24 protein-coding genes are annotated in these 24701 nt (G+C 40.8%); 7 read left to right on the top strand and 17 right to left on the bottom strand.

Features of this window, described 5'->3' with window-relative positions:
• The first annotated feature begins 62 nt into the window (after positions 1–62).
• Together C1E24_RS11990 and C1E24_RS11985 are read left to right on the top strand one after the other, a co-directional pair.
• Positions 63–635, top strand: coding sequence for a carboxymuconolactone decarboxylase family protein (locus C1E24_RS11990; protein ID WP_171040886.1), 573 nt, complete (start codon positions 63–65; stop codon positions 633–635).
• Between the two features lie 2 nt (positions 636–637).
• Positions 638–2260, top strand: coding sequence for an ATP-binding protein (locus tag C1E24_RS11985; protein WP_138481751.1), 1623 nt, complete (start codon positions 638–640; stop codon positions 2258–2260).
• 139 nt (positions 2261–2399) lie between these two features.
• Here the strand turns inward: C1E24_RS11985 and C1E24_RS11980 are convergent, their stop codons facing one another.
• Positions 2400–4580 (bottom strand): fasciclin domain-containing protein, encoded by a 2181-nt coding sequence (locus C1E24_RS11980; RefSeq protein WP_138481749.1) that lies wholly within the window; start codon positions 4578–4580, stop codon positions 2400–2402.
• Positions 4581–4778: 198 nt separating this feature from the next.
• On the bottom strand, positions 4779–5081 hold the full coding sequence (locus C1E24_RS11975) for a DUF6482 family protein (protein ID WP_138481747.1): 303 nt from the start codon (positions 5079–5081) through the stop codon (positions 4779–4781).
• 215 nt (positions 5082–5296) lie between these two features.
• Between C1E24_RS11975 and C1E24_RS11970 the strand changes: the two genes are divergently transcribed.
• The 4 genes from C1E24_RS11970 to C1E24_RS11955 all read left to right on the top strand — a co-directional run bounded on the left by C1E24_RS11970 (position 5297) and on the right by C1E24_RS11955 (position 11023).
• On the top strand, positions 5297–8506 hold the full coding sequence (locus tag C1E24_RS11970) for a S41 family peptidase (protein ID WP_138481745.1): 3210 nt from the start codon (positions 5297–5299) through the stop codon (positions 8504–8506).
• 304 nt (positions 8507–8810) lie between these two features.
• Positions 8811–10130, top strand: a complete 1320-nt coding sequence (locus tag C1E24_RS11965; RefSeq protein WP_138481743.1) for a serine hydrolase domain-containing protein — start codon at positions 8811–8813, stop codon at positions 10128–10130.
• A gap of 10 nt (positions 10131–10140) precedes the next feature.
• Positions 10141–10614: a DUF2059 domain-containing protein gene (locus tag C1E24_RS11960; protein WP_138481741.1), complete on the top strand. Its 474-nt coding sequence runs from the start codon at positions 10141–10143 to the stop codon at positions 10612–10614.
• A gap of 64 nt (positions 10615–10678) precedes the next feature.
• Positions 10679–11023: a hypothetical protein gene (locus C1E24_RS11955; RefSeq protein WP_138481739.1), complete on the top strand. Its 345-nt coding sequence runs from the start codon at positions 10679–10681 to the stop codon at positions 11021–11023.
• Between the two features lie 31 nt (positions 11024–11054).
• On the opposite strand, the gene C1E24_RS11950 is transcribed toward C1E24_RS11955, so the two are convergent.
• The 13 genes from C1E24_RS11950 to C1E24_RS11890 all read right to left on the bottom strand — a co-directional run bounded on the left by C1E24_RS11950 (position 11055) and on the right by C1E24_RS11890 (position 21300).
• Positions 11055–11591: a DUF3833 domain-containing protein gene (locus C1E24_RS11950; protein WP_138481737.1), complete on the bottom strand. Its 537-nt coding sequence runs from the start codon at positions 11589–11591 to the stop codon at positions 11055–11057.
• Positions 11588–12082: a chalcone isomerase family protein gene (locus tag C1E24_RS11945; protein ID WP_138481735.1), complete on the bottom strand. Its 495-nt coding sequence runs from the start codon at positions 12080–12082 to the stop codon at positions 11588–11590. Before C1E24_RS11945 ends, C1E24_RS11950 begins: the two co-directional genes overlap by 4 nt.
• Before the next feature lie 17 nt (positions 12083–12099).
• Entirely contained in the window at positions 12100–12594 is a 495-nt protein-coding gene (locus C1E24_RS11940; RefSeq protein WP_138481733.1) for a DUF2878 domain-containing protein, read from the bottom strand.
• Positions 12572–13846, bottom strand: a complete 1275-nt coding sequence (locus C1E24_RS11935; protein WP_138481731.1) for an SAM-dependent methyltransferase — start codon at positions 13844–13846, stop codon at positions 12572–12574. The genes C1E24_RS11940 and C1E24_RS11935 overlap by 23 nt, the downstream gene beginning before the upstream one ends.
• 2 nt (positions 13847–13848) lie before the next feature.
• Positions 13849–14574, bottom strand: coding sequence for a DUF1365 domain-containing protein (locus tag C1E24_RS11930; RefSeq protein WP_138481729.1), 726 nt, complete (start codon positions 14572–14574; stop codon positions 13849–13851).
• 2 nt (positions 14575–14576) lie between these two features.
• Positions 14577–15827: an NAD(P)/FAD-dependent oxidoreductase gene (locus C1E24_RS11925; RefSeq protein ID WP_138481727.1), complete on the bottom strand. Its 1251-nt coding sequence runs from the start codon at positions 15825–15827 to the stop codon at positions 14577–14579.
• Complete coding sequence (locus tag C1E24_RS11920) at positions 15824–16561, bottom strand: SDR family NAD(P)-dependent oxidoreductase (protein ID WP_138481725.1); 738 nt, start codon at positions 16559–16561, stop codon at positions 15824–15826. Before C1E24_RS11920 ends, C1E24_RS11925 begins: the two co-directional genes overlap by 4 nt.
• The gene (locus C1E24_RS11915) at positions 16558–16989 is read right to left on the bottom strand and encodes a nuclear transport factor 2 family protein (protein WP_138481723.1); all 432 of its coding nucleotides are present in this window, start codon (positions 16987–16989) and stop codon (positions 16558–16560) included. The genes C1E24_RS11920 and C1E24_RS11915 overlap by 4 nt, the downstream gene beginning before the upstream one ends.
• A gap of 2 nt (positions 16990–16991) precedes the next feature.
• A complete protein-coding gene (gene phrB / locus C1E24_RS11910; RefSeq protein ID WP_138481721.1) occupies positions 16992–18386 on the bottom strand; it encodes a deoxyribodipyrimidine photo-lyase in 1395 nt (464 codons plus the stop codon).
• Positions 18386–19351 carry a YbgA family protein gene (locus C1E24_RS11905; protein ID WP_138481719.1) on the bottom strand — a complete coding sequence of 322 codons (966 nt, stop codon included), beginning with the start codon at positions 19349–19351 and terminating at the stop codon, positions 18386–18388. Before C1E24_RS11905 ends, phrB begins: the two co-directional genes overlap by 1 nt.
• A 9-nt stretch (positions 19352–19360) precedes the next feature.
• Entirely contained in the window at positions 19361–20023 is a 663-nt protein-coding gene (locus tag C1E24_RS11900; protein WP_138481717.1) for a ChrR family anti-sigma-E factor, read from the bottom strand.
• The gene (locus C1E24_RS11895) at positions 20016–20612 is read right to left on the bottom strand and encodes a sigma-70 family RNA polymerase sigma factor (RefSeq protein WP_431188324.1); all 597 of its coding nucleotides are present in this window, start codon (positions 20610–20612) and stop codon (positions 20016–20018) included. The genes C1E24_RS11900 and C1E24_RS11895 overlap by 8 nt, the downstream gene beginning before the upstream one ends.
• Before the next feature lie 136 nt (positions 20613–20748).
• On the bottom strand, positions 20749–21300 hold the full coding sequence (locus C1E24_RS11890) for an LON peptidase substrate-binding domain-containing protein (protein WP_138481713.1): 552 nt from the start codon (positions 21298–21300) through the stop codon (positions 20749–20751).
• Between the two features lie 163 nt (positions 21301–21463).
• Between C1E24_RS11890 and C1E24_RS11885 the strand changes: the two genes are divergently transcribed.
• On the top strand, positions 21464–21898 hold the full coding sequence (locus tag C1E24_RS11885) for a BLUF domain-containing protein (RefSeq protein WP_138481711.1): 435 nt from the start codon (positions 21464–21466) through the stop codon (positions 21896–21898).
• Between the two features lie 3 nt (positions 21899–21901).
• Here the strand turns inward: C1E24_RS11885 and C1E24_RS11880 are convergent, their stop codons facing one another.
• On the bottom strand, positions 21902–23212 hold the full coding sequence (locus tag C1E24_RS11880) for a sensor histidine kinase (protein WP_138481709.1): 1311 nt from the start codon (positions 23210–23212) through the stop codon (positions 21902–21904).
• Between the two features lie 30 nt (positions 23213–23242).
• A complete protein-coding gene (locus C1E24_RS11875) occupies positions 23243–24646 on the bottom strand; it encodes a sigma-54-dependent transcriptional regulator (protein ID WP_138481707.1) in 1404 nt (467 codons plus the stop codon).
• Between the last annotated feature and the right edge of the window lie 55 nt (positions 24647–24701).

Genomic DNA, 24701 nt, shown 5'->3' with positions numbered 1-24701 from the left:
AAGGACTACCCTTAATGTTAGTGCTAATTTTAAATTATCATTTCAAAAAGGAGTGCTTTGACATGGGGATTTACAACACGTTGGAATATGCCGATTCAAATAATGAAGTCAAAGCGATTTATGACGATATTTTTGAACACTTAGGCAATGAAGGGTTAGTAGATTACTTCAAGGTGCTTGGTAATTACAACCCACATATTTTACAGACTACCTGGGCGCTATTCAAAAACGTACTCCTCACCGGAGAGTTACCTAGAGCACTTAAAGAACTGGTATTTATCGCTATTTCTAACGAACGTGAATGTGCCTACTGCACGTCTATTCATTGTGCTATATGTAGATATCTAAATATCGATGATGAAACCATCAACCAAGTTTTACAAAAATCTTCTGAGTTAAACCCTAAACGAGTAAAGGTATCAATAGACTTTGCCGTTAAGATGGCAACTAATAGCGCTATGGTTACTAAACATGATCATAAAAGTTTGTTGGACAGTGGGTTAACAAAAAACCAAGTATTTGAACTTATGTCTCTCGCCAGTGTCGTGAATTACTCAAACACATTGGCCCAAGGCATGATGCTGGTCGTTGACGAAGAGTTCGCTAACTTACTTAAAGATAACGTAGTAATGTAATTATGAATGGCAGTGTAATTGATTCTTACCAATTATCTTCATTAATAGAGCTTACCAGTAATCTTGCTGACGACAGTATGCATGCCGACTGGTCGTCTCAAAGGATCTTGCTCAACGCAGTAAACAAACTGCTTTGGACATTAAACTTTGATTATTGTCTTATGATTGATAATGAAGAACATATAGACTGTCTTTATGGAGAAGGTGACGGGCATCTAATAGAGACCATAGAGTCACTACAAATCAAAGAACTTAAAAACAACACCATAGTGCTCATCAACCAAGTTCAATACTACCTTATTTATCAAGTGCTCCCGCTCGAAAAAAATAAATCAAACACTTTGGTTTTTCTGCAGCAGGGTCAAGCGTTTAACTCTTCTTCTCTTATTATCATTGAGCTGTTTAGTGCCGCAGTAAAACGTTTACTCATCACAAAAGCTGAGGAACATAAGAGAATAAAGCTAAAAAACGAAGCACAGGTGCTATTACGTTCAAATCAGCTAAAATCGGAGTTCTTGGCTAATATGTCACATGAGCTCAAAACACCGATGAACGGCATTTTGAATCTTGTGCAATTACTGCAAAACACGCAGTTAGAGCCTCATCAACTTGAGATGCTCAACACCATATATGAAAGCACAGAAAATTTGCTCGGGGTTGTTACAGACGTCCTTGAATATAGCAAGCTAGAAACAAACAATATCAAACTCATTTCCAGCCCATTTGTACTATCTAAACTGATTGAAAGCATCACTATTGAAATTAAGCCCGAAGTTAACCGAAAAGGTCTCACATTCACTGAACAGTTAGACGTACAGTTACCAACACAGTTGATTGGTGACGCGTTGAGAATTAAGCAGCTCTTACATAACTTATTGAATAATGGTGTTAAATTTACCAAAAACGGCAGTGTGTCTATTGCTCTGTCAGGTAAAGCGCTAGAAAAGAACGACTATGAATTAACAATTGCAGTTGAAGATACTGGCATTGGCATGACTAAAGATGCACAGACTTGGCTGTTTGAGCCCTTTGTTCAAGGAGATGGGTCAACAACTCGAGAATACGGTGGCACCGGGCTGGGTCTCGCTATTTCTGCTAAATTAGCAAAAGCAATGAATGGTAAAATTCAAGTACATAGCGAGTTGGATAAAGGCACTAAGTTTACTGTCAGCTTACCTTTAAAAAAGGTCGCTCAAAAACAGCTTCCTCAATCGCCTGAAAAGACCTCCCATAACACCTTATCGGCCTCAGAGTTACAGCCTCATACCATCTTAATTGTTGAAGACAACTTAATTAATCAAAAGGTTGCAGGCCTATTACTTGAAAAGCTTGGCTATAAATACGATATTGCAGAAAACGGTCAAGTCGCATTAGGTAAGCTAGAGCAGAAACATTACAGCTTTATTTTTATGGATATACAAATGCCTGTAATGAACGGCCATGATGCAACGAAAGAAATTATAGCGAGATATAAAAACCAACGACCAAACATAGTTGCAATGACAGCAAACACATTTGATGAAGACAAAGAAAAATGTTTTGCCAGTGGTATGGATGACTTCATCGCAAAACCTATTTCAGAGCTGGAAATGGTTAGAGTTTTAAGTAAGTTTCCTGTTAAATAACCCTCTTCTATAGTTTGGTTGACAGTAATTAAATTCGTTCTATCAGTAATTATGTCATTAAACTGCTAGCCTATTACGAATAAAAAAGCGCCCCCATAATTCCATATGCAAGGCGCTTTAAAGCTCAGATTAAATTAAACTATTTAACTTCAGTGATCACAGTATCAATCAGGTGTACTACACCGTTTGAAGTATAAATATCTGTGGTTGTCACATTTGCACCTTCAATTTGCAGACCTGATGTTGGTAATTTCACTGCCCACCATACGTTATTCAATGCATTACCCTTCATGTCTCCTGCCGCTTCATCTTGAATAAATGTGTATAGAGGACGACCTAAATAAGCAACTTGCAATGAGCCATCACCTCTTTCTACTAGCGAAAGGCCCGGAACATTTTTGATGCCATCAGCTGTTGCGGTTACTGGCGGCCAGTTTGTAGCACATGTATCAACACATTGGCTCATCGCATTTTCTAAATCATTATCGAACACATAAAGTGTTTTTCCAGCCATTGTAGAACCTGCACCTGAAACTAAGGTGCCAGTATCTTTGCTATATGTGACCACATCACTGTCTGTATTAGATACGCCAGCAAAATTAACCAAGCTTACAGAAAGTTTGTTACCTTGCAGAGTTTCTACCTCAACCCCATTCGCTGCGAAAGCATTTAAGCTATTCACTGAAGAAGCTAAAACATGCTGTTTAAGCACCGCGCCTAGCGCATCTTTATCTGCAAGCAGAGCATTAAGCGTATCAGATGGGATTTTCTTAAACGCCGCATTTGTAGGTGCAAATACGGTAAAGTTAGCATCAGGAGTACCTAGGGCATCTACTAAATCAGCCACGCCCAACGCAGTAACAAGGGTTGATAAACTGTCTGTGTCTGAAGCTGTTTGCGCCACGTTTTTGGTAGGCTCTCCCATATCTTTTGGCGGCATGATCACTTTATCTAGCACATGAATAACGCCGTTATCAGCCATTACGTTTGCTGCAGATATCGCAGAGTCATTAATAAATAATGTAGAGCCAGTTGTTGATAGCGCAGCGTTAGAGCCATTCCCCATTTTCACTAAGCTTTCTTCGCTATTTGCCACAGATATCGCAGCATCAGACATGACCTTTTGCTCAGCAATAACATGGTAAAGCAGAATGTTTTTAAGTGTTTCAGTATCGCCTTGTAGTGCGGTTAATGTCTCCTGGCCTAATGCCGCAAAAGCTGCATCAGTAGGTGCAAAAACAGTAAATGTTTTTGTTGGATCTGACACTTCGCTGTCTAGCCCAGTAGCGGCAAGTAGAGAAACTAGCGTATCAAAACTGCCGTTTTCAGAAGCTACATCTGCAATTGTGCCGAAGCTCTGTGGCAATGTAATGTCTCCCACAATCACACTGTCGATGACATGGATAGTACCGTTTGTTGTTACTATGTCTTTAGTAACAATTTTGGCGCCGCCAAACATTATCGAATCAGTTTCTGCGTTAATAGAAATACCTAACTCATTTTCTAACACCGTCTTAACCGATTTACCATTTAGAGACATGGCAGTGACTGAGTCTGCATTAATTGGCAGTACATGCTGTTTTAAGATATCTGAAAGTACGTCAGGGTTTGCAAGTAAAGTATTAATTAGTTTGTCACCTATGGCTGCAAATGCCGCATCAGTTGGTGCAAATACTGTAAATGACCCTGAGTCGTCAGATAACACGCTGTCTAAGCCAGTGCGCTCTAAAGCTGCAATTAACGTGTTAAAGTTACCATTAGCCTTAGCAGTTGCAACAATGTTTGCATTTGACTCTGTTGGCGCAGGTGGCATTAACACAGCGTCAATCACGTGTATGACACCGTTATCGGCCATTACATCTGTCGCTGTTACTGTGCTGGTGTTTATTAAAAGGTCATCACCAGAAAGTGACAGTGCTATGTTAGCGCCATTGACTGTTTCAACCGTGTTGCCTGCACTTGATAGAGCGCCTTCGGCTGCTACTTTGCTACCCAAAACATGATAAGTAAGAATACTAGCTAGTTTGTCTGGGTCTTGAGCTAATGCATCTAACGTTTCTTGACCTAGTGCAGCGAAAGCAGCATCAGTTGGTGCAAACACGGTAAACATACTATCAGCGTTGTCTAGCGTGTCGTCTAGGTTTGTTGCTTCAAGTAATGAAACCAATGTTTTGAAATCACCGCTGGCTACGGCTACGTCATAAACGGTGTTTGGCTCTGGTACTGGAGGCTGTATTTCTATTTTATTGTCATCGTCATTACAGCCGGCTAGCAACAATGAAAGACTCAATGCGGCTCCAAGTTTGATTGATTTAACCACCTCTACATTCCTCTTGTGTTTAAAGTTCATACAGAGTTACGGTGGGTAATTTCTAAACGATCAGAAAATTTTAAAAAATTTAACAAAAACAAATAAAGCGCGAAATTTAATGCTTTTAGAGGATGATAAAGGAATTTCAGCACTATTACCTGCAAGTAATGTACTTTTAAAATTCTATAAAGGAATGCTTTAAGAGATTTAGTAAAGCTTGTTATCACCCAATGGTACTTCGAGTTCGTTGTTAATTTTACTCGGTCCACCAACCATTTCATCGTAGGCGCTCGACTGGCGCATAACCTGGCATTCGGCTTTGACGTTTTTTAATTGTTTTTGTAAAGCAACAAAGTTATGACTTTTTAAACGCTGCCCTTTTTCGTCAGTCACCATGTGTTCTTTTCCATCAATGACGACACTAACATTGTATAAAGCTAAATCTAGTGAATGGTAAATAATTTTATCAACATAAAAGTACTTCCCTAATTTACTTAACTTCAAAATCACACCCTCAATTTGCTTGACCTGTATACTAATCAACGAATAACTACGCTCAGATTAACTACAAAGTTCACTATTAATTCTCAAAAGGTACAGAATTGTCTTTTGACGTATTTATATGCGCACTTGTCTATTGTTTTGGTACTTTGTGTCAATGCGTTGTTACTATGTAACGTAGTAATATAATCGATAAAAAAGACTAAACGAAAAGGACAACAACAATGCCATCAGCCAAGTATACGCTTTGTGCATTAGCTGTTTTAACTGCTCAAGCACATGCCTCTAAGAGTGAAGAGTGGTTTTTACACAGCAGCATTTCACCAGACGGTAAGCAAATAGCTTTCTCTTATAAAGGTGACATTTATACCGTACCAGCCAATGGTGGCACTGCTCGCCCCCTGACTTTACATAGTGATTGGGATGGTCACCCTGTTTGGTCTAATGATGGCAGGCATATCGCCTTTGCAAGCGATAGAAATGGCAATTTAGATGTGTACCTTATGCCATCATCGGGCGGTAAAGCTAAACGTCTGACTTACCATTCAGCCAATGATGTGCCTCAAGATTTTGCAAAAAATGACAAAGCTGTACTTTTCACATCAGCACGCCAAGATTCTAAAGACTCTACGATTTATCCTACTGCACGCTTAACTGAAAGCTATACGGTGTCATTAAACGGCGGCACACCTAAGATGCTATCAACTATTCCGGCATCAGAATTAAAGTTTTCTCCTGATGGCAAAAAAGTACTTTATCGTGATGAAAAAGCTTACGAAAACGAGTTTAGAAAGCATGATGTGTCTGCGTTTGCCCGTGATGTTTGGCTACAAGATTTAGTCTCAGGTGAACATACCCAACTGACAACATTTGCAGGGGGCGATCACAACCCTGTTTGGGCTGATAACAATACTTACTATTATACGTCCGAAGAAAAGTCGGGCGCATTTAACGTATGGCGCGCTGATTTAGATGGCGACAACAAAAGGCAAATCACTGATTTTGAGCAATTTCCTGTTCGCAGCTTATCTATCAGTGACAATGGTACATTAGCATTTGCACATCATGGCAGTATTTACACGTCAAAAGGTGGCAAACCTAAGCATGTAGAGATCAATATCGCCAATGACGTGCAAGAAGACGATATGATGCCAACCATGCTAGGTGGCAAAATCACTGAATACTCGGTCTCGCCAGATGGAAAAGAAGTCGCGTTTGTGGCGCGTGGAGAAGTGTTTGTTGCTAGCACAGAGTTCGGTACGACACGCGCAATCACCAATACGCCGCAGCAAGAGCGTTCAGTGTCATTCCATAAAGATGGCAGAACCCTGTTATATGCTGCAGAACGAGGCAACAGCTGGGGGCTACATGAAACGTCGATTGCCGATGAGTCAGAACCTTATTTCTTTGCGGCGACAAAATTAAAAGAAGAAGTAGTTCATCAAGTAGATACGGATAGCTTCCAACCTATTTACTCACCAGATGGTAAAAAAATTGCGTTTTTATCTGCTCGCGATGAAATTCAAGTTATCGATCGTGAATCTAAAAAAGTAAACATTGCACTGGGTAAAGAGCATAACTACTCGTATGCAGATGGCGATATCACCTTTGCATGGGCACCTGATAGTTATTGGATGACAGCGGATTTCGCACCAAGAAGTCGACTGTTTGTAACAAATATCGGCGTTTTCCCATCAGATGGTTCACAGCAACCTCGCGATATCAGCTTGTCGGGTTATAACGATACCTCACCTTCTTGGCATACCGATGGTGAAGCTGTGCTTTGGGCGAGTGCTCGCTACGGCCAACGTGATCACGGCAGTTGGGGCAGAGAATTCGACGTTATGGCCGCTTTCTTAACGCAAGACAGCTATGACCGTTTTAGATTCTCTAAAGAAGAATATGCACTGCATAAAGAGCTTGAGAAAAAAGCCTCAAAAGCAGAAAAGCAAGACGATAAGGGCACTGAAGACAAAGCTGAAAAGCTTGAGATTGAGTGGGATAACATAGAACAGCGCACAGCGCGTCTGACAGTTCATGCATCAGATCTAGGTCAAGCATATTTAACAAAAGACACCAAAGCACTTTACTACTTTGCGCGTTTTGAGAAAGGCTATGATCTATGGCGTCATTCAATTCGCGATAGAAAAACAGAGTTGGTTGCAAAACTAAATGCACGCAGAGCAAGCATGACGTTTAGCGAAGATGAAAAGAACATTGTTATTCTTGCCGATGGCACGCTACGTCAAGGTAAAGTAGGCAACAAAATTGCGCTTAAGCCAATTTCGACCAAGCCTGTGATGCAACTTCAAGCCGCTAAAGAGCGTGAATTTATGTTCGATCACAGCTGGCGCATCATTGATGATAAATTCTATCGCGATGATTACCATGGTATCGACTGGGATCAAGTTGGCCAATCTTACCGTGCAAAAGTGGCATCGGTAGGCCATGGCCGTGATTTCGCGAACCTATTTGCTGAAATGACTGGCGAGCTAAATGCATCACATATTGGTTCATCTTATCGCCCTGCACGCAAGCCAACGGATGATGCAACTGGCCGCTTAGGCTTATTTTTCAATGATGTAAATCCATTTATGGTTGAAGAGGTACTGGCTAAAGGTCCATTTGATAAAGCCAGTAGCAAGGTAAAACCAGGGGTAACGCTTAAAGCTGTAAACGGTGTTGAATTAAGCGAGTCACAAAACTTATTCAAATTGTTAAACCACACTGCAGGTCAACGTGTACGTTTCACTTTTGCAGATACTGATGGTACACTTTTTGATGAAGTCATCAAACCAACAAATAGCCGTACTATTAACAACTTACTGTACGATCGTTGGGTACTATCAAGAGAAGCACTGGTAGAAGAATTATCTGGCGGTCAACTTGGCTATGTGCATGTGCGTGGCATGAACGATCCTAGCTTCAGAGCCGTGTACTCTCGTCTTTTAGGTAAACATTTTGATAAGAAAGCCATTGTTGTTGACACTCGCTTTAATGGCGGTGGCTGGTTACACAATGATCTTGCAAAACTACTGAGTGGCGAAGAATACTTCACCATGCATGTTCGTGGCCGTAAGTACCATGGCGATCCCCTTGATCAATGGAACAAACCTTCTGTGCTACTTATTAACGAAGGTAACTACAGTGATGCCCATGCGTTCTCATACACATATGATCAATTAGATTTAGGTGAAATGGTGGGTATGCCTGTACCAGGCACAATGACAGCAGTTTGGTGGGAAATGGGGATTTCAGGCGACTTCCGCGCTGGTGTACCACAAGTGGGCATGAAAAACACCAAAGGTGAATATCTAGAAAACAACCAAACGATGCCAGATCATCTTGTTAAGAACGATCCTGAATCTGTAGAGAAAGGTCGTGATAAACAAATTGAAAAAGCAGTAGAGGTTTTGCTTAAAAAAGTAGACTAACTATAGTTTATATAGGCCTTAGACATCACTGTTTAAGGCCTTTTCTTTAAATTAGCAATCCGTTTAATGCTCATGCTTACTACTCTGCAAACCCACCACTTAAATGAATGAAAGTAGGACCACACTAAATTTATTCATAATTGATTCAGCTTTAGCCCCTTACTAATATATGTTTAGTTAGCCTGAACTCAGGTTAGTTACTTGATTAAATTTTTTTAATTCAAGAATCTGGTGCTTCTTTACTGCAATAATAACAATTGAAGCAAAGGCTAACTTTCAACTACACATCAATTCAGGAAAACACATGCTTAGGACTGCTGTATTCATTGCCACTTTATTTGCCCCTCTTTCGTTCGCGAAACAAAATCCATTTAGCGAAACTCTCGCCTGTCATACCTCTGATTCAAACCCTGGAGTAGCCGTCAGGTTAGAGCAATCAGGAGCAGTGATTTACAGCGGTGTAGCTGGTCTTGCAAATATACAAAACAAACAGCGACTCAAACTTGATGACGTTTTTCAAATTGGCTCAGTATCAAAACAATTTACAGCTGCAGCTATTTTACAGCTTGCTGAACGCGATAAATTAAAATTGTCGAATACACTTGGAGATTTCATTGAAGGCCTGCCAAAAGACTATGCAAAAGTCACCATTGAACGTGTGCTTAGCCATACTTCGGGTTTGCCAAACTATAACAATGATCCGAGGATCAGAAATATATGGCACAAGGAGAAAAGTTTTGATGTCATCATCAAAGAGATCACAAAACAGTCTATGATAGCCGGATCGGGCGAGGTGTTTAACTACTCCAATACAGGGTATGTATTGCTCGGCAAAGTCATAGAAGTTGTATCTGGCTTGCCTTATGCCGACTATTTAAAAGCACATATTTTTAAACCCTTACAAATGAATCACTCATATGTTATTAGGCAAGGTGAAGGTAGCACTGGCACGACAGGCTATACAAGCCACAATGAGTCACCTATCAAAGTAGACAGAAGTTGGATTCATGCCTCAGGTGCAATTACATCGACCCTTGAAGATATGAGTCGTTGGCAGCAAGGGCTCATGAATGGAAAAGTTATCTCTAAACATAGTTATCAAAAAATGATAACTCCAACTGTTTTAAGTAATGGAGAAACTTCGCCTTACGGATTTGGCCTCTATAACTACCCCATTAGCGGAAAAGTGACCGTTAACCACGAAGGCTGGATCCCTGGATTCATGACTTGGTCTATTTACCTGCCTGAAAACGACCTATATGCAGTGGCATTTAGCAATAATGATGCTAAGCACCCTGGTCCATTAGTGCTAGATATGATTGCGAAACAATTAAAATTATCACCCGCGCCAATCACTGATATCAATAAAGACTTCGCTGAAGACTTAGTTGGAAAGTATCAATTTACTGACCAACGCATCATGACTATCTCACAAGAAAATAATCAGTTTTTTGCTCAAAAAAATAACGAACCTAAGCAACGTCTAACCTTAAGAGCAGATAAAGCATTTTCATTTGAATGTACCGAAAACTACTATAAACTGAAGAAAATCAATGAAGCAATAACACTGACGCCCGTTAGCCTTTATCGAGGTGAAGGTCAGCCTTTGCGAAAAATACTTTAAGGACATCCAAATGAAAATTATAAAAATAACATTGCTTGCAGTCTTACTGGCTTATTCATTCACTTCAATCGCAAGCTCAGAGGCGGAAGTTGAGGCTGCAAAACTAATGAAAGTCATGGATATGGACAAGGTCATGAATGACTCTATGTCTAATATGGTAGACATTCAAATTCAGCAACAACCTACCCTGGCTCCTTTCAAATCAGTAATGATGAAGTTTTTCCAAAAACATATGAGCTGGGAAAGTTTAGAATTCGAGTTCATATATATTTATTCACAGGCGTTTACTGCTCAAGAATTAAGGGAATTAACTGCTTTTTACGAAACACCAACAGGTAAAAAAACCATAGAGAAAATGCCGCAGCTTATGGCTCAAGGTGCACAAATTGGCGCTGCACGTGTTCAGGAGAATATGCCAGAGTTGCAAGCTATGATAAAAGAAGAAGCAGAGAGACTAAAGCAACTATCAGAACAACAAAAATAACCAACATACTGAGTGGTCATTAGTGGGGTATCTATAGGATAGGACAGAAAAGATAAGGAAAACAATGAATAAAGAATTATTAGTGCATTACCTAGCAATTGGTTTGACTACAGCCATGCTTGTCTTCGGACTGGACGTCTACAATCAAGAAGTGACTCTTACAGTACAAAATAGTTTAACTTACTGTATATCGGCGCTTGTTGGAGCTGTTCTAGCAGCTTTGTATTTCAGTTTAGTTGGTCATAGGCTCTACAAACATCAATTCTTAGCAACTGTGCTCCCTTGTATATTATTTGCTCTTTTGGCAATTACGCTCGGCTCTGTAATCGCGATACCGCTTCATGACCTTACTATAATCATAACTTCATTATTGGTGATTTCTAGTTCGTTTGAGAAGCGAAAGAATTAATTCAAACAAGCAGAAACCTTGAGAAGGTGGTTTACACCTTCTCAATACTCAACAACACTTCACCCACTTTAAAACCAAACTTAATAATCTCTGTACGGTTAATTAAGCGGTTTTCATCGACCAAATACATCCAATCGTCGAGGGTAACGACCAAAGGGTCGCCTTTATATTGAATTTCTAGGTCGTAACGCCAGTACAAAGCATTACCACGAGCCTGACCATTTGCTTGACCAATTACATCATTGGCAGTGCCCGTATATTCACCTTCTGCGGTTTTTGTTATCAGCCAAGTGCGTGTGTCTTTTTCCCCATCATCGTAGACAAACCACTCATCTAACTTGCCTTTTAGCTGACCACTTTCTTGCTGCCAAGTGCCGATTAACTTAACGGTAAAACTACGCTGAAATGCACCACTTCTGTCGAGCACCACACCATGAGCTTTTAGCTCGCCCTGAAAAAACTCCTCTAATTTAAGCACAGGTGTTTTGTCGGCGTAATCATCAATATGGTTGCTTGAACATCCAACTATAAACATTAATCCTAGGATGAGTGTTAGCACTCTGATCATTTTTTCTCTCCAATAAGTTGTGCACGCAGTTTCGGTTCCGAGGTTTTTTCACTAAGCCAAATTGCTAGAAAAGCTTTACCAAACTGCTGATCTGTCATACTGCCTATTTTGCTCGTCGCATCATAAAAATCTGATGCACCATTGGGGTGCACACGAATAGTAAGTTGACTACCTTCTTTGATATCGGGCCAGATTTGCTCAAGTTGCGTTGCCCAATTTGGAATAGCTTCATTTTCATAGCCAATGTGAACCCATTGATCTAACGTAGCTTCTATCAAGTCTTTTTTGTCTATGTCTCTGAGGTAAGTAATTTTCAGCGCGATTGGGGTGGCATCCGCTTGATAGCTGGGTGTTTGTCCGAACAATTCTGCTTTATACAGATCCCAAAACATCACAGACATTTGACCCTCACCGTATTTTGTGAGGTCTTGTACTGGTGAGGCAAAAACGTTAAAAGAAAATAAAAAACAAATTAAAAAAATCACACGCATTACGTGTTCCTGTTGATTTAGCTTAACTTGTAATACGGTCTGTTGTTTAAATAGATCAGCAATGGCATGATTAACGCCCAACCAAGAGCATAAATAAATAAAAATTGTGTCTGCGCAACGCCCATACCCAGCGCACCAAATTTAACCGCAGCAAAGTAACTCAGCGGGCCAAAAATGCCTCCGATAAAGGCGTTAATAAACACATTGAGTTTATTCATCCACTCAAAAGAATAATTGAGACTAAGCACAAACATCAGCCAAAGCAAACATAGCCAAGCCGGAAAAAAGCTCTCACTGAAGGTTAAAATACCCAACTTGAACATCAAAAAATCAAACGCTATGCCGACAGAAGCAATTGGCAGCAGCTTGAAATCTCGGGATCGATGATTAAATACTGCGAAGTGCAGAGCAATTAAGGGCAATAAAAGCCAGCTTGCATATTCGGTCAACAAAGCACAGGTAAACCATACAAGCTGGAATAGGAAGAAGTTAATAACGGCAAATTTGTTCATCGGTATCGTTTCGATAATTAGGCTTACGAAGCACTAAATGATGAGTGCTTATCACACGCTCTAAAAACGCGCCTTCACAGTATGCCAAATAGAAATGCCATAATCGTTTGAACTGCTCGTCAAAGCCAAACTCTGTAAGCGGTTGCCAATTTGCATCAAAGCCTTTGCGCCAATCTGCCAGTGTTCTTGCATAGTGCAAACCGATATCTTGGATATTATCGAGCATCATATTGGTTTGCTCGGCAACGTGTTTGCTCATAACTGCAATCGATGGCAAACATCCACCTGGGAAGATATAGCGTTGAATAAAGTCAACGTTAGTACGGTAATGATCGTAACGAGAGTCTAAGATGGTAATTGCTTGAACAAGCATTAGGCCGTTGTCTTTAAGCAAGCTATTACACTTAGCGAAAAACTCCGCCATAAATTCATGACCTACGGCTTCTATCATTTCGATTGAAACTAACTTATCGTATTTACCTTCGAGCAAACGGTAGTCCTTCTTCAGCAAAGTGATCTTATCTTCAAGCCCCTTCGCTTTCACTTTATCAACCGCAAACTCGTATTGTGCGTCTGAAATGGTTGTCGTTGTCACCTGACAACCATAGTTTTCAGCAGCAAAAATCGCCAAGCCACCCCAACCAGTGCCAATTTCTATTAAATGGTCGGTCGGCTTTAAATCGAGCTTGTCGCAAATAGTTTTAAGTTTGTTGAGTTGCGCTTCATGCAGCTCGGTTGCCGTGTCGCTATAAATCGCGCTTGAGTACATCATGGTGCTGTCTAAAAAGCGGGTGTACAACTCATTGCCCAAGTCGTAATGCGCCAAGATGTTATTTTTTGATCCGCTTTGGGTATTGGCATTTTTACGATGAAAAATCTTATTTTTCAGTTGGGTAAACCATGCGCCCTGCTTCTCTATTTCATCAAGCTGTTCTTGGCAACGGGCAAATACTTGGATAACTTCGGTTAAGTTTGGCGTCGTCCATTTTTTCGCGATGTAGGCTTCAGCCGCAGCAATACTGCCACCTTTTACGAAATCGACAAACATTGAGGCATCTTGCACGATGATCTTGCCGCATAGCTTTGCATCAGTGTTACCCAAGCGAGTGATCTGCCCAGCTTCTTCTATTTCTAAACTGGCTTTCTCTAGTTTATCAAGCAAAGAAAAAACTAGATTACGACATTTGTTCTCAAACCAAGAAAGTTGTTCCAGATTCGTTGTTGCGGTGACATTGGTAGATGACTGTTCCATTATTAACCTCTAGTCTCAGGGTGCGCAATAAATGGGATACGCTTGGCGAACAATTTTGCAGCTTGCCAGTAAATGCCAGCAACCACTTTGATTGGCATTAGTGGTGCTGCCAGCCATGCTTTAAACAAACTACTTTTTGTTATTTCACGCTTTTTCATCGCAAGCGTGGCATCAAATTGCTTATGGTCTTTGTGATTTTCAATATGAACTAGAACGTGCTCTGCAGGCGGCTTTACCCGCCAATGATATTGCATGTCTAAGTCCATAAAAGGCGACACATGAAAGTCTTTTTGATTTTTCATATCGCCTTGTAAATCAACCAAATAGTAATGACGCTCAAGCCAAGGTGTATTGCTTACCTCAACCAGCATATAGCGACATTCACCGTCATTTTGATAACAAAAATAAAAGTTTGCTGGGCTAAAATAAAAACCGAAACATCGGCACTGGCCCATTAACGTGACTTTTTCGCCATCCCATTTCCCACCCAGTTGGGAAACTTTACTTCCTATACGTTGTTTTAAATTACCCGGTTCATTTTTTACATAATCAGCTTGAAAAAAACTCATAGGCGCAAATTTTTTCAAGCTAAAGACTGAATGAGTCGCTGCTAATTCTTCAACTTCATCTAAGTCTAGCGCGAGTTGCGTCATGGTGTAGTTAAACTCATGACTCTTCGGACTAAAACGTCTGTGTCTGACTTGGCCCTGATAAATCGCGCTATTCATAATTACAGCTCACACTCGAATCGTTTACACACGTCTAGTGCTGAACGCACGCCATCTTCGTGGAAGCCGTTATACCAGTACGCACCACAGAAGTGGGTTCGGTTTTTACCACAGATGTCAGAGCGACGCTGTTGCGCTGCCATACTTTGCTTGTTAAACACCGGATGGTGATAGGTGAATTCTCTTAATATTTTAGATTTCTCTATGATTGCAGTTTGATTCAATGTCACACAGAAGGTGGTGTCACTTTGCAGACCCTGCAATATATTCATATTGTAGGTCACCGCGGCTGGGCGCATATTGGTATTGTCTAAGCGGTAGTTCCAGCTAGCCCAAGCAAGTGGACGCTTTGGCAACATATTGGTATCGGTATGAAGCACCACTTGGTTTTCACTGTAAGGTATAGCACCAAGTACTTGCTGCTCTTGTTCGTTCGCATCTGCCAATAATGCAAGAGCTTGATCTGAATGACATGCAAATACCACTTCATCAAATAACTCTTCACTGCCATCGGCAAGCTTTACCACAACACTATCATCGTTACGTGTGACCGAACTTATATCGCTGTTGAGGCAAATTTTGTCTGCAAATTCACGCGTTAATGGCTTCACATATTCACGAGAACCGCCTTTTATAACATGCCACTGCGGGCGGTCGCTGATATTTAACAAACCATGGTTGTAAAAAAACTGTACAAAGAAACGTAGTTCGAAATCGCGCATCTCTTGTAAGCTGGTTGACCAAATAGCAGCACCCATTGGCAAAATATAGTGCTGGCCGAAATAATCTGAAAAACACTGTTCGTCTAGAAAGTCACCCAATGTTAAATGAGGGGCAATTTGTTGAGCATGTAACGCCTTACACGCCTTGTTGAAACGCAGGATTTCTCTAATTAGCCCCCAAAATTTTGGGTTCAAAATATTGCGGCGCTGCGCAAATAACGAACTTAAATTATTGCCATTGTACTCTAAGCCCGATTGTACGTTGTGCACACTAAAACTCATTTCAGTGTCTTTATAGTCAACGCCAATTTGACTAAGCAGTTTTAAAAAGTTCGGATAGGTTTTGTTATTACAAACAATAAAACCGGTATCAATAGCGTACTCTTTACCCTCGACCTCGACATCAACGGTGGCCGTGTGACCACCAATATAATCGTTCTTTTCAAATAACTTGATATCGTATTTTTTTGATAACAAGTAAGCGCAGGTTAAACCAGAAATACCACTACCTATGATGGCAACTTTCTTCATGTTTTTATCATCCTTTTAGCGAGCGGACGCCAGAGACTAAAGGGTAAAAGAGATAAGACTTTAAGCGTCCACGTAAAGCCTTTAGGAAAATGAATATCGAATGTACTTTTGCTCATACCTTTGAAGATGGCTTTTGCGGCATCATCAGCTTCAATAATGCCCGGCATATCGAAGTCGTTTTTGTCTGTAAGCGGTGTTTTTACAAACCCTGGGTGAATAACACTGATGCCAATCTCTTGTGGCTCTAGGTCTACACTGAGCGTTTTAGCCAAATATGTAATACCCGCTTTTGATGCACCATAGGCTTCAGCGCGCGTCAGTGGCACATAGGCGGCACTTGAACTCATCAAACCAACCTGACCACCAAACTTCATTTGCTTTAACCAAGTTTCTAAACAATAACCTACGGCAATCAAATTAGTTTGAATGACTCTTTCAAATAATTCGCCATCGAATTGTTTAGGGTTATCTATATACTCACAAGTGCCTGCATTTAGAATTAAATGGTCAATGGCTAAGTCTTTGGGCAGAGCGCTTCTAAGTGCGTTTTTGTCATTTAAATCGAAAATACAAGGTATGATGTTTGCTGATTTCTGACTTAACGCGTCTAACTTTGCTTGATTTCTTCCGCACGCATATACCGCGAAACCTTGTTGTGCATACTCCAGCGCCAAGGCTTCACCAATGCCCGAAGAAGCGCCTGTAATGACAACTAGTTTAGGTTGGGTACTCATGCTGCCGTCCTGCGTTTGATTAAGTTAATCACAGTGCCAAACACTGGCAGGTGTTGGTAGATCATTTCACCTGCATCAAAATAATCGCGGTGGTAAACAACTTTGCCATTTTTGAATTCAAGGTAAGTGTTACCGTTCACTTTAAGTGGCTGACCCTGTTTTATTTTTTTATGTGAAAAAGTCATCACCCAATACACACTGGCTTTGTTGTCTTGCTCAAATGAGGTGTGAATATCGAATTCGCCTTGGTTCAGGTTTTCATACATGTTAGCAAAATAGTCGGTAAGCGCAGGCAAACCTTCTATTCTGTGAAGCGGATCTTCAAACACAATATTGTCACCGTACACTTCACCGAGTAGTTCAAGATTCGACTTGTCTAATTGGTTATACAGCTTCAAAAAATCTGATATCAAGGCATTATTCGACATACTTAAGATAACTCACTCTTGTAATATTCTAGTGCCTGATTTCTTGCTTCTTTTAAATCAACAATCGCATCGGGATACACATCACTTTGACCTGTTGCAGCTAAATAAGCTTGCGGTGCGTGAATATGTTTGGTCGGCACATTTTCTAATTCTGGTAAATACTTACGGATAAAATCTCCGTTGGGATCAAACTTCTCACTCTGAGTGAGCGGGTTAAAGATCCTAAAATACGGCTGTGCATCGCAGCCTGTGCCCGCCGCCCACTGCCAACCGCCGTTATTTGCTGCTAAATCACCGTCAATAAGATGCTGCATAAAAAACGCTTCGCCTTTGCGCCAATCTACCAGTAAGTGCTTAGTTAAAAAGCTGGCGACTATCATGCGTAAACGATTGTGCATCCAACCTGTTTGCTTAAGCTGGTTTATGGCTGCGTCAACAATCGGAAATCCGGTTTTCGCATTACACCAAAGCTCAAACTTCGCTTGATAATCGGGCCACTTGAAACCGTGGAACTTTTCTTGAAAATCTTTGCTTTTGCTTAAATCTGGGAAGGCTTGTAACAGGTGGCGATAAAATTCTCGCCAGATCAGCTCATTCAACCAGCTAAATTGCGGTGCTTTCATATCTTCAAGCACGTTTGGCATATGGTTGATTAGCTCAATAAAAACTCGTTTTGGACTAATAGCACCGATGGCTAGGTAAGGCGATAAACCACTGGTTGCTTTTAAATCAGGTCTGTCTCTATATAGCTCATAGTCATCGTGCTTTTCAGCTAAAAAACGCGGTAAGACTTGTCGTAACGTCGTGTCTGCCAACGGCCATTTAGATGAATCAACTTTTGGATAATCAAAACTAAATTTACGCTCGTCAAACTCGGTCTCAACTGCCGCTAAGTTGCCTAAATAACTTTGATCGAACCCACTTTGTTTAACCGCTTGCAGCCAGGCCTTTTTGAACGGCGTGTAGACCTTAAACATCTCGTCCTGCTTGTTGCGCACAGAGCCTTTTGGCAACATCACATCGGCTTCGAATAGGTTAAGCTCAATATGTGCTGCTACTTGCTTATCTCTGTCTACTTCATCTATTTCTAACTGGCTATTTGCGAACACTCGCGTGATTTGATGCTCAGAGCAAAAATTCAACAATTGCTCGGTTTGACTATTAAAATCACTGCCGTTAATCACAGTCAGCTCAACACCTTGAGCGTTAAGCTGTTGCTCAAACCATGCCAAGTGACGTGCCATAAAATCGACCTGAATAGGCGCAACATTATGGCGCTGCCAGGTGTGAGGAGTAGAAATGAAAATTGCCTGTTTGCATCCTTGCGATAGGGCTTGAATTAATGCGGGGTTGTCGTCGAGTCTAAAGTCTTTCCTTATCCAATAAAGGGCTCTCATTATAGGCTATACCTTAGTTTTAGATCGGTTGGATATGGGTTTAAGTACGCTTGCTTTGACAGATACTCGTTCGGGTAATCACGTAAATAATGATTAATCAAAGTCAAAGGTACAAGGAGTGGTACTAGGCCTTGACGATACGCCATGACTTGATCGGTTAACTCTTCTTTTTTTGTTTTATCGAGTACTTTTTTGAAGTATCCCTGTAAGTGCTGCAAGGTATTCGTATGGTTACGACGTGAAGCAGGCTTTTTCAAAGCTGACATCAACATAGAAATGTACTGCTCGGTAAGTTCATCCAAAGGCGCTTTCGATTGCCCTAGCATATTGCCGATTTGGCGGTACATTTCAAGGTTATGACTCATCACCAAATATTTATTTTGGCTGTGGAACTCGATCAATTTGTGTTTGGTTAAACCCGACGCCACCAGCTCTTGCCATTTTTTGTAAGTGAATACGCGCATAACAAAGTTTTCACGCAGCACAGCATCGTTTAAGCGGCCATTCTCCTCACAAGGTAAGTTTGGGTGTGCGTCTAGAATTTGTTTAGCGAACAAGCCAACACCGTTGTGCTCACAGCCTTTACCGTGCTCATAATAAACCTTTACACGTTCCATGCCGCAGCTAGGGCTGCCTTTCATAAATACAAAGCCACTCAAATGATCGATGCGAGATGCCACTTTTTGACCAAACTCAGTCATTTTCTCAGTGACATCCATTGAACCATCAGGTCGCGAGACCGCAATTACATCATCATATTTAATCTGTCGAATAGTCGGTCTTGGAATAGGCAAGCCGACCGCCACTTCAGGGCAGAACTTTTCATATTCAACATGTTTGCCTAACTGATTCATACAGAAATCAGATTTTTTATGACTCTTATCAAAACGAACCTGATCGCCCGTCAAACAAGCGCTGATTCCAATTTTGATTGGTGAAGAAAATTCGGAGTTAAACTCATTCATAACTGTCTCCTAGTAAATAAACTTACCTATTGGATTAAGCAATTTGCTAAGTCCTTGAGTAAAGTGAAGCGAGTCACTAGATACAGTTAAGCACAAACACCCTTCTTTAGTAAAAGGCGTATGCGTGTTTTTACCATCAAGCCAGATGAAATCACCACGACTGTAAGTGCCCATTTCGTCTTCGAAGCTACCATCAACTAACAAGGTAATCTCAAAGCCGTTGTGTGTATGATTAGGCACAGAGCCTTCAGCGTCTATATGTAACAAACTCATACGTAAATCACCGTCTTCCAGCTCGATGCGTGAACGTGACAATTTACCTAAGTTCATCCAGCTAGAACGCTCTAGGTTGCACAGAACCTGAGGTAAACAATATGGCGTATCTGCTACTTTCACTTCTTGAGGCTCGGGCTCAACAAGTTCATCGATACTAGTGTCTTCTGTCACGTCATCAATAAAAGCATCAAAGTCGAACTGTATTTCTGATTCATCAAAAGCAAACGCATCTTTATCGAAACAGTTGTCGGCTACTTTTACTGTCAACTCTGTGATTTGTTGCTTACATTTAGGGCACATTTCTAAGTGCGCGGCAATCATGACGCTCACTGAAGCAGGTAATTCCCCAGCCACATAGCTTTCGAGCAGTTCTAATTTAGGGTGATGCTTAATCATAGTCTGCTCCTATGTGTTGTTTGAGTTTAGTCAGTGCGAGTCTTAAACGTGATTTCACAGTACCAAGCGGAATATTAAGTTGCTTTGATAACTGCTCTTGAGAAAGCTCTTGAAAATAAACGCCGTGAACAACTTGCTTCTGATTTTCGGGCAACTTATTAAGGTATTGCGCAAGCTGCTTGTCCATTAAGTGGTCGGCAAACATGTGGTCATCACTATTTTGCGCTTCAGCTATAGGCCAAATCTCTTCACTGATAGTGTCTTCTTGGTTAGATTGGATTTTACGAAGCATATCAAAACTGATATTACGCATGACCGTGTAAATCCAAGTTGTCGCTGCACCTTTCTCTACGTTGTAGAGATGAGCTTTACGCCACACATTGGTCATAGTTTCTTGTAATAGCTCGTTCGCCATTACAGGGTTATTGAATTGTTTGCGCCCAAATCCAATGATTTTTGGAGAGAACCATTTGAATAAGTTAGCAAAGGCACGTCTATCACGCTCTTGAGCCACGCTGATTAACCAAGATGACAACATCTTGCCGTCGACTTCAGCAGGCATAGTTTGAGACTGTTTTGTTGTGCTCATCGAAGGATGGGAATTCCTATTTACTGTGCTCACCATGACTAAACCCATTAATTGCATTTCGTATTAAATACGTTAATAAACAGATTTGGATCACTTAGATTGGTTAGTTTTATTAATTGTAGGACACTCTACAAATTTAACCTAACATTATGGTGTGCAAGAAGTTTTGAGCTTTATCAAAACTGTATTGATCAACAAACACTTCTTTTTGCTCCATAGAAAGCGGTAATAGTTCTAAATAACGTGCACAAACCCAGTTTGGATTATCAAACTGCGGTGATGGGTAAAGACTTTCAATGTCTGGGTGTAAAGAGAATATCTCTTCTAATTTATCGGCTAACGCAATGTGATTTTCACTTGAACTTACTTGCTCCCAATGCGGGATAGGGTCACATTTTGCAAAGCGTAAATTGTCTTCGTCGAAATAAACATCACTGAGCTTTACGAGCGATTTTGCTTTTACATCGATATTTAACATGCCTTTTTCTTCAATGAAATCGACTATATCTACCCAAGCCGCCCATTCAGATACTTCAAACTCGGTATCTGGCTTGTAAATGGTGAGTGCAAATCCTTGCTCTTTGGTTGCAATAGATACCAGTTTTTTATATCTCGGCTCGAAAATACGAAGGCGTGTTACTCCTTCTGGCAGCAAAAATACAGGAAGTGGAAAAACGGGTAATTGCATAAATAAGACCTAAAAACTTTACATGGCTGTTTTTACGTCATAGCTAAAAAAAAAGATCGATTAAGTTTTCACATCTTTTTTATCACTTTATTTGCTTGCTTGTTTTGCCTTTTAAACAGTTAGAACCTATAAATAAAAATAGCTTTCAAATACGGGATTATTTATGTCACTCCATCAACTCATCTATCTCAGTAAAGCAAGCCGACAGCTTGATAGCGTAGATTTTTTAAAACTGCTAAAAGTAGCGAGAGAAAACAATGTCAATCTTCGCGTAACGGGCAGCTTGTTTTATAACGGCGGCTGGTTTTTACAAGTTTTAGAAGGTGACTTGCCTATTATTCAAGACTTATATAGAAAAATTGAAAACGACGATCGGCATATGCAAGCCAAAGTACTTTATCTCGAACCCGCCAACAATCGTACTTTCTCTCGCTGGACCATGAATATGATCAACCTTGATGAGGAACATGACAGTAAATATCACGTTTTACGGGATTTGCTCGATGCGGCAGTTAAGGGCAATATGATTGATGGTTTAAGCGCTCCAGTGAAACTACTAAAAGTCTTTTCTGACGATAACCTGTTTGGTATTCGTTGATATCTAAATGTTAAACCAACACTGAGCAATCGCGCCCATTCCATCTTCGCGGTTGCTTAGCGTTAGTTTTGCACCTTGTTGCTCTATCATGTTTCTACACAAATTAAGTCCTATCCCTTTACCTTGCGCTTTGGTGGTATAAAACGGCACAAACAAATTATCGGTATTTTGAATGCCCGACCCCGAATCTTTTACTTCAATCACAATTTGTTTGCCTTGCTCATAAGCATTTAGCTCGATAAGTTGTTGTGATTTACTCGCTTCAATGGCGTTCTTCACTAAATTTACCAAGACTTGTTCAAGCAATACTTTATCTGCAAGTACATAAAGCGCATCACATTTAATCTCTATGGGATAATCAAATAAATTGCTCACCGACTGCAATAACGGTGCAATCTCGCACTGCTCTATGTGAACATCGAATTGTTTGCTTAAATTCGCATAGCGATTTACAAATTGCATTAAGCCATCACTGCGCTCAACGATAACTTGTAAAGCAGGGTCTAATTTAGCAAAGCCATCATTGCCTTTAAGCATATCTTGTAGTGTTTGCGCTAACGACTTAATAGGTGACAATGAATTATTAATTTCATGACTCAATACACGGGTCATTTTCTGCCAAGCTATTTGCTCTGTGTGATACACCACCTGTTCAATATTAGTAAGCACCAACAACTGATAACTTTGCTCTTGCATGGTGAATTGACTATGCCGTAACTGCCATTTTGCAATAAGAGACTCATCACTTAATTGCCATTTATTTGCGGATAACGTAAAGCCTAAATCATCGGCGCTTGTGTGTCTGAGAGTTTGCCATGGTTGCTTGCGCCAATTAGAAAAAGCCTCATTGGCATGGTGTAATTTATGCTCTTTATTTAAAACCACAATCGGAGTGGCAAGCTGCTCAATCAGCCTAAGCACTAACACCGCTTGTTGGTCATATTGCGATTTTCTGCTCTGTAAGTCTGCCGACATGCTGGTGATTTCATCAGCTAAGAGTTTAACTGCGCCTTGATTAAATTTAGGGTTGGCGCGCAGTGAATAGTCTTCGTGTCGAACAGCTTCGAGTACTGCTGAAAAACGGTAATACGGGTTGAGCAAAGCACGCCTTACATACCAACATAGCAGTGAAAAAGGGCAAATCAATAATACCAATACGGTAGAAACCACTAAAATACTGGCTGAGCTATACCAAAGCATAAAGCCGGTTACCCCCGATAAAACCAGCAAACAACTGCCAATAAACAGTGTCAGGATGCTTTCGATGGAGCGTAACTCTAGTCGCTCTGTGATTTTGTTTATGAGTTTGAACATGTGCTGGCTCGTTATTTTTTGTTTAGCAATTTACTTAGTCGACATACCAAACTTTTCTAACCGGCGGTAAATGGCACTTTTACTTATGCCGAGTAATTCGCCTGCTTGTTCTACATTATTTTGGGTTTGCGCTAATGCCATTTTAAGGAGCTTTTTCTCAGCGTCTTCTAGGGTCATTAAGGGAATGTCACCTCTTAAAGATGCATTCTTCGATGAATTGTTCAGTACTTTAAATTCAAGGTCTTGCTCTTCTATACAGTCGCCTTCAGCCATTAAAACTGCTCTTGCCATCATATGACTGAGCTCTCGTACGTTACCTGGCCATGCATAATCAAGCAAAGCGTTTTTGGCTAATTTGCTTAAGGGTAAAGGGGGAAGTTGATATTGTCTGGCATGTAATTCAATAAAGTGCTCTGCCAATACCAGAATGTCTTCAGAACGCGCCCTTAGAGGAGGAATGGTGAGCTCGATAGTGTTCAATCTAAAATATAAATCGGTTCTAAACTCACCACTTTCAAGCATGGCCTCAAAGTCGGCATTAGATGCCGCAATAATGCGACAACTCGCCTGTTGGGTCAACGTATCACCCACTCGTTCAAACTGTTTTGACTCAAGCACCCGCAGCAGTTTAGCTTGTTGATTCGCCCCCATTGTCGCGACTTCATCTAAAAACAATGTACCATTATTAGCAAGTTCAAAGCGCCCTGCTCTATCTTGTTTAGCATCGGTAAATGCGCCTTTTTTGTGACCAAATAGCTCACTTTCGAACAAACTTTCAGGAATAGCGCCCATGTTTACCGACACAAACTCTCCAGTGCGCTCTGAGTGAGCGTGCACATATTCTGCGATACAGCTTTTACCCGTGCCATTTTCACCGCGCAAAAATATCGTCGCATCGGTTTTAGCAACACGCTCTAACTGCGCTTTTAACTTTTGCATCCGTGGACTATGCCACAAAATAGATTTTGTATTGTTGTCTAATGATGTATCGCTTTTACCTAACGGAGCTGGTTCATGTTGTTGAGAAATCGCTTTTTGATGATCAATCTGTGCTAAAGCGAGGTACTTTTTTACCATCATCACAACGGCATGATTATCCCAAGGTTTAGCAAAAAAATCTTTCGCGCCCAGTTGCATAGCCTCAACAGCCAAAGAGACACTCGACCAAGCGGTCATCGCCAGAATAGGTGGAGAGCTTGTTTTTTGTTGTGTACGCAAAAACGCCAAACCTTCTTCGCCTGATGTGGTATCAAACTCAAAGTTCATATCAAGCAGAATTAGGTCTATTCGATGTGTATGTAAAAGCTCGCTGGCAACAGCAGGACCCTCAGCTTCAAACACCTCATAGCCATGATTGTTTAGTAAAAAACGCAGGCTGAGCCTTACATCGGCCCTGTCTTCTACAATCAAAATATGCTGCTTTGCTGCTGGCATGCCCGTACTGCTCCTTGGTTGTTGTTATTCTTTTAGCTGTAAGCTGTAAGCTGTA

The organism is Pseudoalteromonas phenolica, assembly GCF_005876835.1.
Classification (GTDB): Bacteria; Pseudomonadota; Gammaproteobacteria; order Enterobacterales; family Alteromonadaceae; genus Pseudoalteromonas; species Pseudoalteromonas phenolica_B.
This window is presented reverse-complemented; position numbering and strand designations above follow the sequence as displayed.